This is a genomic window from Caballeronia sp. NCF2 (assembly GCF_023631205.1).
Lineage (GTDB): Bacteria > Pseudomonadota > Gammaproteobacteria > Burkholderiales > Burkholderiaceae > Caballeronia > Caballeronia zhejiangensis.
Map to the genome: position 1 here is coordinate 56,908 of NZ_JALQDN010000045.1, position 11,810 is coordinate 68,717.

An 11,810-nucleotide genomic window follows, 5' to 3' on the forward strand; every position below is an offset into this window, starting at 1 on the left:
ACGCTGCGATTATTGCCCGATCGCCTTTCAACAAGCTGAGTGCCAGAGATGACGTCGTTTGCGATGCGAAGGGGAATCATGGCGGGCGCGTGCGCGCTGCTCGTGCCGGCGCGCGCTCAGGAACCGCCCGCGAGCGGAATCGGCGCGTTTCTCGCCGTGTCGATGAAACTCACCGGCCGCACGCACTTCGATCCGCTTCTCGCCGAACGCGTGCACGCGGCGCTTGCCCGGCACGATGCGGACTTCGCCGCGAAGATCGCCGCGCTCGACAAGTGGATCGCGACGCACGGCGGCACGCCCACCGACATCATCACCGCCGCGCTCGAAGCCACGCGTCCCGAGCTTGCGAAGACGGTCGGCAGCGTGATGCGCGCGTGGTATCTCGGCGTCGTCGGCGAGCCGCCGCATGTCGAAGTCGTTGCGTACGAACGCGCACTGATGTTCGATCCCGTCGGCGACATGCTCACGGTTCCCTCATACTGCCGCGGCGAGCCGGCCGACTGGGCGAAGAAGCCCTGAGCGCCGCGCATCGCCATTCAAGACAAGGGCACGCGCATGGCGGGTTCCACTTCGGCGGACGTCGTGGTCGTCGGCTCGGGCGTGGCGGGCAGTCTCGTCGCGTACCGGCTGGCGAAAGCGGGCGCGTCGGTGATTCTGCTCGAAGCCGGGCCGCGTCTTGCGCGCTGGCAGATCGTCGAGAACTTTCGCCGCGCCGCCGACAAGCGCGATCTCTGCGCGCCGTATCCGCTCGCGCGTCACGCGCCGCGCCCCGAGCCGATGAATCCCGGCGCCTATCTCGTCGATCGCGGCGCGACGCCGTACCAGCCGCAATATCTGCGGCTCGTCGGCGGGACGACGTGGCATTGGGCCGGCGCGGCGTGGCGCCTTTTGCCTTCTGACTTTCGCGTGAAAACGCTGTACGGCGTCGGGCGCGACTGGCCGTTTCCCTACGAGACGCTCGAACCGTGGTACGGGCAGGCCGAAGCCGATCTGGGCGTCGCGGGACCGGACATCGATCTCGGCTCGCCGCGCTCGACACCTTATCCGATGGACGCGCTGCCGCTCTCGTGGATGGACCGGCGCGTCGCCGAGGTGCTCGGCGCGCAGTCGTATCGCGTGGTGCCCGAGCCGATGGCGCGCAACAGCCGTCCGTACGACGCGCGCCCCGCGTGCTGCGGCAACAACAATTGCATGCCGATTTGTCCGATCGGCGCGCTGTATCACGCAGCGTCGCACGCCGACAAGGCCGAACGCGCGGGCGCGGCGCTCGTCGCGCAGGCGGTCGCGTATCGCATCGAGGCGAACGATCGCGGCGAGATCGTCGCGATCCATTGCAAGGACCCGAACGGCCTCTCGACGCGCGTGACCGGCAGGCGCTTCGTCATCGCGGCGAACGGCATCGAGACGCCCAAGCTGCTTCTGATGTCGACGTCCGCGCGGTTTCCGAAGGGCATCGGCAACGGCTCGGATCAGGTCGGGCGCAATCTGATGGATCATCCCGCCGCGAGCGTCAGCTTTCTCGCCAACGAGGCGCTGTGGCCGGGACGCGGGCCAGTGGAGATGTCGTCGATCGTCGATTTCCGCGACGGGCCGTTTCGCGCGCAGCAGGCGGCGAAGAAGCTGCATCTGTCGAACGCGGCGCCGACGCTCGCCGTCACCCGGAATCTGCTGGATAAAGGGCTGACCGGCGGCGAGCTCGACCGGCAGATTCGCGAGCAATGCGCGCGCAGGCTCACGTTCGGCAGCTTTCACGAGCAACTGCCGTCGAGCGAAAATCGCGTGATGCTGTCGGCGCAAAAGGACGCGCTCGGCTTGCCGCGACCGGAAATCGCGTATTCGATCGACGATTACGTGCGCAAGAGCGCCGCCGACACGCACGCGCAGTTCGCGCGCATCGCCGGGATTTTCGAGGGCACGGAAATCGAGCACGACGATTCGCTCGGCGCGAGCAGCCACATCATGGGCACGGCGATCATGGGCCGCGATCCGAACGATTCCGTCGTCGATGACGAATGCCGCGCGCACGATCATCCGAACCTGTTCATCGCCGGGAGCGCGGTGATGCCCGCGGGCGGCTCCGTCAACTGCACGCTGACGATCGCGGCGTTGTCGCTGCGGCTCGCCGGCACGATCGAGGCGTCCCTGCGATGAAGGCGCGGCTCGCGTGCCTGATCGTTCTGCTGGCGTGCGCGTCCGGCGCCGCCCAGGCGCAAACCAGAGTCGAGCAAGGCGAATACCTCGTGCGCGCGGGCGGCTGCATGAGCTGCCATACCGCCCGCTCGGAATCCGCGCGGCCGTTCGCGGGCGGCAGGCCGATCCCGACGCCGTTCGGCGACGTGTTCGCGCCGAACATCACGAGCGATCGCGAAACGGGCATCGGCGCATGGACCGACGCGCAGTTCATCCGCGCGATGCGCGAGGGCATCGGCAGGAACGGCGAGCGGCTTTATCCCGCGTTTCCGTACACGTCGTACACGCTGCTTTCCGACGCCGATCTGCTCGCGATGCGCGCCTATCTCGCGACCGTGCCGCCCGTGCGGTCCGCGACGCCGCGCAACACGCTCGCGTTTCCGTTCGATCAGCGCTGGCTCATGGCGCTGTGGAATCTTCTCGAGTTTTCGCCGCGGCGCTTCGTGCCCGATCCGTCGAAGAGCGCGGAGTGGAATCGCGGCGCGTATCTCGTCGAAGGGCTCGGGCATTGCGGCGAGTGCCACACGCCGCGCAACCGCATCGGCGGGCTGATGGGGAGCAAGCGGCTTGCCGGGGCGACGGTCGCGGGATGGCAGGCGGGCAATCTGACGCCGGATCGCGTCGCGGGCATCGGCGCGTGGCGCGACGACGAACTGCTGCGCTTTCTGTCGACGGGCGCCGCGCCCGGCCGTGCCTATGCGCTCGGACCGATGGCCGAAGTCGTCGCGACTGGCACGCAGCATCTGACGCCCGCGGATCTGCGTTCGATGATCGTGTATCTGCGCGCCGTGCCGCCCGTCGCGGCGAAAGACGCGCGCGTGAGCGACCCGGCGCGGGCGGACACGACATCGATCGATTCGGAAGGCGCGCGTCTTTACGCCGCCGCGTGCGCCAGTTGCCATGGCGCGACAGGCGAGGGCAGCAAGCCGTTTCCGCCGCTCGCGCGTGATGGCGGCGCGGCGGCGGCGAGCAATCTCGTTCTCGTGATCCTGCGCGGCGTGAATCGCAAGACCCGCGATGCGCACGCGCTGATGCCCGCATTCGACGCGCAATTCACCGACGAGCAGATCGCCGTTCTGAGCAACTTCGTGACGCGTCAATTCGGCGATCCACGCGCGTCGATCGATGCGAAAGCCGTCGCGCGGCTTCGCGTCATCGGGCAATAACTGCGTTGCAAAAAGGTCGGGAACAGCACTTTTTACGTCGACCGGACGCGCCCCGGTAACGCCGCTGTAACGAGTGTGCGCGCGGCTTGCGTATTGCTTGCAAAAGCGATCCACCCCGCACACGGCGTCATTGACGAGCGCTATCATCGGCGCATGAATGGTCCTACCTATCCTATCGTCTGCAGGCATCCCGCCAATGATCTCGGCCGCGATTTCGTGGTCGGGGATCTGCACGGCTGCGTCGATGCGCTGCGTTATCTTCTGCACGAAATCGGTTTCGACGGCGCGCGGGACAGGCTGTTCTCCGTCGGCGATCTGGTCGATCGCGGCACGGATTCGCTCGCGGCCATCGATCTCATCGACAAGCCGTGGTTTTATCCCGTGCTCGGCAATCACGAGGATGCGCTGATCGCGGTCGCGACCGGCGCGATGCGCCGTCAATCGTGGTACGCGATCGGCGGCGCGTGGGCTGAAACCGTGCCCGACGATCAGCTTGCCGCGCTCGCCGCGCGGCTCTCGACGCTGCCGCTCGTGCGGATCGTCGGCGAGGGCGAGCGGCGCTTCAACGTGCTGCACGCGGAGTTCTTCGGCAACGACGCCGAACTCGATGCCGGCGACTATCACGAAGACGTCCGCGGGCAGATCCTTTGGGGCCGCAGCCTTGCGCTCGGTCACGCGGACCCCGGGCTGCAATTCGGCCTGTCGCCCACTTACTGCGGCCATACGCCGACGCGCGCGGTGAAGCAGATCGGCTCGCAGATTTACATCGATACGTGCGCGTTCGCGCCCGAAGGCCGGCTCACGATCGTGCAGGCCGGCACCGACGAGCGCTGGTCCGTAAAAGAGCGCTGGGCGTCGTCCGAAGGCGCGCGCGAACTCGCGCTGCCGTGACTCCGGTGCAACGCGGCACGCACGTTGCTCGAATCTTCGCCATCGATAGAAGACCAATCAGGCGAGGCGCGCGGTGGCGAAAATCGGAACGAACAACGAGACAGGCGGCGGGGCCGGCGACCGCCTGACGGCCGACGTGCAGGGCTGCCCGGATGATTTGCCGCCCGGCCTGCGCTACGTGGACGATTCGCGGCGCGGCTATACGCGCGAATGGATCGACGGCGCGTTCGCGTACTTCAACACGCAGGGCAAGCGCATCGACGACGAAGCCGAGATTCGCCGCATCAACGCGCTCGCGATTCCGCCCGCTTACACCGATGTGTGGATTTGCCCCGACTCGCGCGGCCATCTCCAGGCGACCGGACGCGATGCGCGCGGTCGCAAGCAATATCGCTATCACCCGCAATGGCGCGAAACGCGCGACGCGAACAAGTACGAACGCATGCTCGCGTTTTCCGCGGTGCTGCCGAAACTGCGCTCGCGGGTTACGCGCGATCTGGCGCTCGACGGCATGCCGCGCGACAAGGTGCTCGCGACCGTGGTGCGTCTGCTCGATACGACGCTGATCCGCGTCGGCAGCGAGGAATACGCGCGCGAAAACCGCTCGTACGGACTGACGACGTTGAGAAAGCGGCATCTGAAAGTGTCGGCGGGAACGTTGCGGTTCAAGTTTCGCGGCAAGAGCGGCATCGAGCACGATGTCGCCGTGAGCGACGCGCGGGTCGCGCGCATCGTCAAGCGCTGCATGGATCTGCCGGGGCAGGATCTCTTCCAGTATCTCGATGAGGACGGCGAGCGCCATTCGGTCTCTTCATCCGACATCAACGAATATCTGCGCGAGATCACCGGCGCGGATTTCACGGCGAAGGATTACCGGACGTGGGCGGGCAGCGTGTTCGCGCTCGCGGCGCTGAGAAAGCTGAAATGGGAGACGGTGACCGAGGCGCGCAAGCATGTCGTCGGCACGGTGAAGGAAGTCGCGCAACTGCTGCGCAATACGCCCGCCGTGTGCCGCAAATGCTATGTGCATCCGGCCGTGATCGAGGCGTTCGAAGCCGGCGAGCTCGCCGAATCGATGCCCGCGTCGCGCCGTCACGGTCTCAAGACCGATGAAGCCGCGCTCGCGATCTTCCTCGAAAAGGAAGCGAAACGCCGCACGCGCGAGGCGGCGCGCAAGAACCGCAAGGGCGCGACGCCAGGCGACGCGCGCCTGACCCGGCTGCTCGGCGAATCGAGCCGCAAGGCGCGCGCGGGTGCGCTGAAATCGAGCGGCAAGAACGCGGCGTCGCAGGCGCTCGAGCAGGTCGGCAAGAAAGCGGCGAGAAAGGCGGCGCGCCCGGCGTCGAAGAAGCTCTCGCGCACGCGCACCGAAACGGCTGTGGCGATCGGCTCGGGAAGGTGAAACGTTTGCCCGTTCAGCCGACCTGATTCAGCTCGAACACGTAGTCGATCGCCTCGCCGTTCCAGTTGTATTCGAGATACGCCGCGTGCCGGCAGTCGCGCAGCATCGTCGTGCGCAGGGCGGCGAGGCATTCGCCCTGCGGATCGCGCACCGAGGGATACACGATCCCCGGCGCACCGGCCGCCCGCACCGCGCGTCCGAGCGCCTTGCCCGGGCCGTAGTCGTCCGGCGCGAGGATGCGCGGATCGAGGCCCGTTCGCGCGATCGCGTCGCCGCGCAGATCGACGACATCGCCGTGCGCCCGCACTGTGTAGAGACGCATCTGCTGGCGCGTCGGCGCTTCGTTCGTCGCGGCGAGAAAAAGCCCGGAGTGATAGCGCGTTTCCGCGATCGCCGTCTGCCGGTCGCGGCCGCAGTAAAAGACGCCGTAGCTGCCGTCCGAGAAACGGCTGCCGTTCGGATTCAGATGCGTGAACGCCGCCATGATCGGCCCGCAGCCCGGCCCGAAACAGCGCTCTTCCGCGGGCACGAGATCGAGTTCGCCGATTTCGGTGCGCAGGCGGTCGTTCGTCATCGCCTCCAGTGCGTAGAGCGCTTCGAAATCCTGCGGTGACGCCACGCGATCGAAGAGATTGACGGCAGGAAAGCGCGTGGGAATCACGCGATACGCCGGCGACCAGTCGAGCAGACTGTGCGGCCACTGTTCGCGCCAGTTCGGTGTGTCCTTGCTGAATGCAATTCCCATCACGCCCAGCCGCCTCGCATCGCGTCGAGATATTGGCGCACGGCAACGAGATCGCTGATATTGCCCGCCAGCAGCCGATCGAGCGCCGGACGCCCGCCGAACGGCGGCGCGGCATTGGGGCGGCGGATCCAGGTATCGGCGGCTTTCGGATCGGGGAGAAGGATTTGCAGCGCCTTGTAGATGCCGAGAATCAGCGAAAGGCGCTCGAGCGTGTCGCGAGCGAGGCGGGCGGATTCGGGGTCCTGCTTCCATTTGAAATAGGTGGAGCGCCCCGGCGAGCCGAGCAGCGTGATCTGCTCCTCGGCGGATAGCGCCCAGTCGCGGGCGATATTGAAGAAGGCGCGTAGACCGGCAGCGGATAGATCACCCGAATCCAGCGCCGGACGCGGCACCGGACGGCCGGCCGACGCATGTTCGGCGCGTGCGGCGTTGGGCATGTCGTTAAGTCTCCAAAGGAACTTTGCAATAATATTAGTCCACATTTGGATTAATGCAAGCCCGCCATGCGCTTTTTGACTCGAAGCGCCGGATCAGTCTTCGTCGTCGGTCGGGCCGTAGCGGCGGCCCGGTACGTGGGATTTGAGCGCATCGGCGATTTGCGACGGCGTGCAGTCGGCGGGAAAGACGCGTCGCTGCACGCGCTGGTCGGTCTTCGACGCCCATTCGACCATTCGGTAAGGCGCGCCCCACGGCGGCTCGACCGGCAGGGAAAGACGGCATTCGCGCAGGGTGAGCGCGTATTGTTTGCGCATCGTCGGAGCGAGATTGGCGAAGCTGCGGCGCGCGGCGGTGTTGGCTGGCATGGCACGTTCCTCACGGTGATGGCTCGGCCGTCCGGTGCGGACGGCGGCAACGGAGCCGGATCGCGAGACGAGTGTGTCGGCGCAGAATTAAGAGGGACTTAATCGCGCGCGACGCCGCATCGATGCGCGGCAAAACGCCGCTGCGAGCCGCCGAAGGCCGATGCATGCGCCGGTCAAGAGGCGCTTCGGCATTTTCGCCACGACGCGCGCCGCCTGTTTGCCGCGGCGTCGGCTTACTGTATATTCGTACAGCTTGTCCGCAACAGGAGCTCGCCGATGAACCCACGCAACGATCCGCTCGAAGCCGCTGCGCTCGAACGTTTCATGCGCGCGACGCGCGCGGTCAACGCGGCGTTCGACGCCACGCGCGGCGAGCCGGATTTCGAGCGGGACGGGCGCTCCGTCGCGCGCTCGATCGAGCGTCTCGACGCCGCGTTGCTCGAGCTGGAAACATCCGAGCAGACGCTCGACGCCATCCTCTCGCGCAGAGCGGGCCACTAACCGTTGGAGCGAATCACTTGAAGCGCGTATTCCTGATCGTCGTTCTTCTGATCGGCTCGTCGTCGCTTTTTGCGGCCGAGCGCTACACGGAAGTCTGGAATCCTCCCGAAGCACAGTCCGTCAAGGGCAAGAGCAAGACGCACGCGGCGCCGCAGACGGCAGCCAAAAAGAAGCACAAGAGCGCCACGTCCGTGAAGCAGGTCGCCGATAAAGCCGCTATCGAACAGGCGCCGGTCACGCCGCGTTCGAAGGCATCGTCGCCGAAGCAGAGCGAGCCGGTCATCCCGCGCAAGATCGAGCCGAACGGCCAAGTGATGCGCGTCTAGACCGCGGCCGCAATCGACAAAAAGGGGCGTCCCGCCGGGAGCGCCCCTTTTTTCTTACGCGGCCAACAGCAGCCGCGCGATGTCACAACCGACCCATCAGCAACAGAACGATCACTACGATCAGCACGACGCCGACGATCCCGCTCGGCCCGTAGCCCCAACTGCGGCTGTGCGGCCAGGAAGGAATGGCGCCGATCAAGAGCAGGATCAGGATGATCAGCAGTATGGTTCCGATCGTCATTTCGACTTCTCCTTATTCAAATGATCGCGTGACGGATCGGCGTCCGGCGCAGCCTCCCAACTGTCATCGACAGTCATGCGCCGAAGGAGCGGCGGTTCGTGGCCGCCGGCACGATCAGTCTTGCGATCGACGACTGCATATGAGCAATGGCCGTGCCAGTAGCGACGAAAGCCCGCGGCATCAGGCATTGCGGGCAGTGAGCGAACGTGCGCCAGCGCAGACGAAAGTCGAAAAGGAGAGGCGAAACGAGGCGGGGCGGGCAAAACTTGCACGGCGCGCGAAAGCCTTCGCGCGCCGCTTTTTACGCAAGCGATCCGCTCAGAATAGGCCGCGGAACGCCCAGAACAGCAGGCCCGCGAGCGCGATCGAAACCGGCAGCGTCAGGATCCACGCGAGCGCGAGGCTGCGCACGGTGCGCCATTGCAGGCCGGAGCCGTTCGCGGCCATCGTGCCCGCGACGCCCGACGACAGCACGTGCGTCGTGCTGACGGGCAAGCCGTAGACATCGGCGGCGCCGATGGTCAGCATCGCGACGAGTTCCGCCGACGCGCCTTGTCCGTACGTCAGATGCGTCTTGCCGATGCGCTCGCCGACCGTCACGACGATCCGCTTCCACCCGACCATCGTGCCCAATCCGAGCGCGACGGCGACGGCGACCTTCACCCACGTCGGGATGAACTTCGTCGCGTGGTCGAGCTGCTTCTTGTAGTTGCCGAGCACGGCGTCGTCGTCCTTGGAAAAGGCGGGCGCTTTCTGCTTCTCCATGATGCGCAGCGCCTCCGACGCGATGTACATCTCGTTGCGCACGTTGCGGACGTTGCCCTGCGGCACTTCGGCCATCGTTTGGCTCGGGCGGATCTGCGCTTCGATCGAGTCGACGACGCGCTTCAGCGACGCGATCGTGTCCGGCGCGAGCGTCTTCGTCTGCACGTATTTCTCGACCTGGGCGCGCGCGTCGGCGGCGGGCGGAGCGCCGTTGCTGTAGCGCTGCAATACGTCCGATGCGCTGCGGCTCACCGCGACGAACGTCTGCGTTTCGCTCGCCGTCACGGCCTTGTTCAGCGCGTAGGCGGTCGGCACGGTGCCGATCAGGATCAGCATGATGAGGCCCATGCCTTTCTGGCCATCGTTCGAGCCGTGCGCGAACGACACGCCCGTGCATGTCAGGATCAGCAGACAGCGGATCCAGAACGGCGGCGGCGTGTTCTTCTCCGGCTCTTTGTAGAGCGCGGGCACGCGCACGACGAGCTTCAGCACGTAAAGCAGAAAACCCGCGAGGATGAAGCCGACGAGCGGCGAAAACAGCAGCGACTTGCCGACGGACATCGCCTGGCTCCAGTCGACGCCCGACGTGCCGTTCGTGCCGTGCAACAACTGGTTCATGAGGCCGACGCCGATCACCGAGCCGATCAGCGTATGCGAACTCGACGACGGCAGGCCGAGCGCCCAGGTGCCGAGATTCCAGATGATCGCCGCGATGAGGAGCGCGAAGACCATCGCGAAGCCCTGCGAACTGCCGACGCCGATGATCAGTTCCACCGGCAGCAATTGCAGGATGCCGAACGCGACCGCGCCGCTCGAAATCAACACGCCGATGAAATTCCATGCTCCCGACCAGACTACCGCTAAGTTTGGCGTCAACGAGTGCGTGTAAATTACAGTGGCGACAGCATTCGCCGTGTCATGAAAACCGTTGACGAATTCGAAGCCGAGCGCAATCAGGAGCGCGACGCCGAGCAGAATGTATGGAAACGCCGACGATTCGCGAACCGGCGCGAGATCTTCGAGCAGATGCAGGACGCAGTACACCGCGCCCGCGCCGATGGCGAGCAGAAAGAGCAGTAGCGCGAGGCGTTGTCCGAGCGTGCGGCCCGTCTGGGATTGAGGAAAGGCAATCTGGTTCATGAACGCGTCCTTGGGGCTGGTCCTGCGCGAGGTCGTATCGGAAAGGTGAAAAAGCAGACGAGAAGCGTTTCAGAAGCTCAAATGGGCATGTTTCCCGGCGCATGTGTCGATTTCATGAATCGGGAAACGGCAGCCATTTCGTATGAATTGACGGGCGGCGTCAGATCGCCCGGGGAGACTTCATGACGATGTGGATCGAGGTGACGCTGCACGCGCATCGATCGGACGATGGAGCCGAGGACGCGCTGCATCGCGTGGCCGCATTCGCGGGCGCGGAACCCGTCCGGACGCGCTTCACGACGCGCGAGATTCCGCTGAAAACGCCGCGATGGCGGTTGTCGATCGAAACGCTCGAGGGCGCGCGCACGCTGTGCGCCGTGCAAAAAGAGAGCGTGCCGATGCCCGGCTTCACGCGCTATCGGACTTTCGCGCGGCCCGCGGGTGAGGATCTGGCGGCGTCGCTGATCGAATTCGCGCATGCCGACGACGCGCTCGCCGAGCCGCTCGCGAACGCGCATCGGGATATGGCGGCGGACTCGGAAGCCGGGCGCGAGATCGAACGCATCGAATGGCGCGTCGATGCCGGCGGCGCGGACATTCTCGCGTCGCTCGAAACTTCGGAAGGGGAACCGCCGATCTTGCGGCTCGCGGCGCCCGCGGTGAACGGCGCGCTGGACGCCGCCTTCGGGCTCGCGGGCGAGGTGATCGACGCCGCGCCGTTTTTCATCGCGCCGGACGACGAGCACGCATCGCAAGCGGAACCTGTGCATGCCGCGAAACTCGACCTGCCGCGCACGGCGACGCGCCGCGAAGCGTTCGTCGCCATCGCGGCGTCGGTGGCGGGGCAGTGGTTCGGCAACGCGGCCGCGTCGCGCGCGGGTCTGGGCGACGAGCACGTGCATCAGTTGCGCGTCGCGCAGCGTCGGCTGAAGACGCTGCTGAAGCTCTTTCGCGACGATATCGACGACACGTGGAATGCGCGCATCGCGCCCGATCTGAAGTGGTTCGGCGACCTGCTCGCCGATGCACGCGACTGGGACGTCTTCACCGACAGGACGCTGCCTGCCTACGCCGAATCGGACGACGACGCCACGCGCTGGCAACCGGTCATCGCCGCTGCGGACGTGAAGCGCCGCGTCGCGCGCGACAAGGTGCACGACGCGCTGGCGTCGAAGCGCCATGCACGCCTGATGCTCGCGTTCGTCGAATGGCTCGCGCGGTTCTCATCGCAGGAAGACGAGTCGCCGATGCGCTTTGTCAGCTTTGCCGAAAAACGCATCCGCAAGGACTACCGGCGTATCGCGCGCGCGCCCGATCTCGCGTCGCTCGAAGCGCATGAGCGGCATCGCGTCCGCATTCATGCGAAGCGCCTGCGATATGCGCTCGAATTCTTCCGCTCGGTGACGTCGCGGAGAACGCGTACCGACACGGCGAAGCTGCTCGGCGAATTGCAGACGGTGCTCGGCGAAGCAAACGATGCAGCCGTCGCCGCCGATCGGCTCGCGGCGCTCCCCGAAGCCACCGATTATCAGCGCGGTTTCGCGCGGGCCTGGGGTGCGGCGTCGGCGCGCAAGGACGCGCGCGAAGGCGAGCGGCTGCTGCGTTCGATGCACCGTCCGCGTGTGAAGGCATCGATATAA

13 protein-coding genes are annotated in these 11,810 nt (G+C 66.2%); 8 read left to right on the plus strand and 5 right to left on the minus strand.

The window, feature by feature from the left end; translation table 11 throughout:
* The first annotated feature begins 63 nt into the window (after window positions 1-63).
* From NCS02_RS14895 to NCS02_RS14915, 5 genes are all read left to right on the plus strand, one after another.
* A complete protein-coding gene (locus NCS02_RS14895; protein WP_250440385.1) occupies window positions 64-519 on the plus strand; it encodes a sugar dehydrogenase complex small subunit in 456 nt (151 codons plus the stop codon).
* Between the two features lie 36 nt (window positions 520-555).
* Window positions 556-2,151 carry a GMC family oxidoreductase gene (locus NCS02_RS14900; protein WP_250502725.1) on the plus strand — a complete coding sequence of 532 codons (1,596 nt, stop codon included), beginning with the start codon at window positions 556-558 and terminating at the stop codon, window positions 2,149-2,151.
* Complete coding sequence (locus NCS02_RS14905) at window positions 2,148-3,356, plus strand: cytochrome c (RefSeq protein ID WP_250502726.1); 1,209 nt, start codon at window positions 2,148-2,150, stop codon at window positions 3,354-3,356. Before NCS02_RS14900 ends, NCS02_RS14905 begins: the two co-directional genes overlap by 4 nt.
* Before the next feature lie 153 nt (window positions 3,357-3,509).
* Window positions 3,510-4,247, plus strand: a complete 738-nt coding sequence (locus NCS02_RS14910; protein WP_081851854.1) for a metallophosphoesterase — start codon at window positions 3,510-3,512, stop codon at window positions 4,245-4,247.
* Between the two features lie 73 nt (window positions 4,248-4,320).
* On the plus strand, window positions 4,321-5,649 hold the full coding sequence (locus NCS02_RS14915) for a DNA topoisomerase IB (RefSeq protein WP_250440393.1): 1,329 nt from the start codon (window positions 4,321-4,323) through the stop codon (window positions 5,647-5,649).
* Between the two features lie 13 nt (window positions 5,650-5,662).
* Here the strand turns inward: NCS02_RS14915 and NCS02_RS14920 are convergent, their stop codons facing one another.
* The 3 genes from NCS02_RS14920 to NCS02_RS14930 all read right to left on the minus strand — a co-directional run bounded on the left by NCS02_RS14920 (window position 5,663) and on the right by NCS02_RS14930 (window position 7,197).
* The gene (locus NCS02_RS14920; protein ID WP_175982516.1) at window positions 5,663-6,394 is read right to left on the minus strand and encodes an RES family NAD+ phosphorylase; all 732 of its coding nucleotides are present in this window, start codon (window positions 6,392-6,394) and stop codon (window positions 5,663-5,665) included.
* Window positions 6,394-6,831: an MbcA/ParS/Xre antitoxin family protein gene (locus NCS02_RS14925; protein ID WP_008353999.1), complete on the minus strand. Its 438-nt coding sequence runs from the start codon at window positions 6,829-6,831 to the stop codon at window positions 6,394-6,396. Before NCS02_RS14925 ends, NCS02_RS14920 begins: the two co-directional genes overlap by 1 nt.
* Before the next feature lie 93 nt (window positions 6,832-6,924).
* Window positions 6,925-7,197: a DUF2866 domain-containing protein gene (locus NCS02_RS14930; protein WP_008353997.1), complete on the minus strand. Its 273-nt coding sequence runs from the start codon at window positions 7,195-7,197 to the stop codon at window positions 6,925-6,927.
* A gap of 276 nt (window positions 7,198-7,473) precedes the next feature.
* Between NCS02_RS14930 and NCS02_RS14935 the strand changes: the two genes are divergently transcribed.
* Both NCS02_RS14935 and NCS02_RS14940 read left to right on the plus strand, forming a co-directional pair.
* Window positions 7,474-7,698, plus strand: coding sequence for a hypothetical protein (locus NCS02_RS14935; RefSeq protein WP_008353996.1), 225 nt, complete (start codon window positions 7,474-7,476; stop codon window positions 7,696-7,698).
* A gap of 17 nt (window positions 7,699-7,715) precedes the next feature.
* Complete coding sequence (locus NCS02_RS14940) at window positions 7,716-8,024, plus strand: hypothetical protein (protein ID WP_008353995.1); 309 nt, start codon at window positions 7,716-7,718, stop codon at window positions 8,022-8,024.
* 82 nt (window positions 8,025-8,106) lie between these two features.
* Here the strand turns inward: NCS02_RS14940 and NCS02_RS14945 are convergent, their stop codons facing one another.
* Both NCS02_RS14945 and NCS02_RS14950 read right to left on the minus strand, forming a co-directional pair.
* On the minus strand, window positions 8,107-8,265 hold the full coding sequence (locus NCS02_RS14945; protein ID WP_008353994.1) for a DUF3309 family protein: 159 nt from the start codon (window positions 8,263-8,265) through the stop codon (window positions 8,107-8,109).
* Window positions 8,266-8,583: 318 nt separating this feature from the next.
* A complete protein-coding gene (locus tag NCS02_RS14950; RefSeq protein ID WP_175982513.1) occupies window positions 8,584-10,170 on the minus strand; it encodes an inorganic phosphate transporter in 1,587 nt (528 codons plus the stop codon).
* A 182-nt stretch (window positions 10,171-10,352) separates the two neighbouring features.
* Here NCS02_RS14950 and NCS02_RS14955 point away from each other — a divergent pair, with 182 nt between their 5' ends.
* Entirely contained in the window at window positions 10,353-11,810 is a 1,458-nt protein-coding gene (locus NCS02_RS14955) for a CHAD domain-containing protein (RefSeq protein WP_250502728.1), read from the plus strand.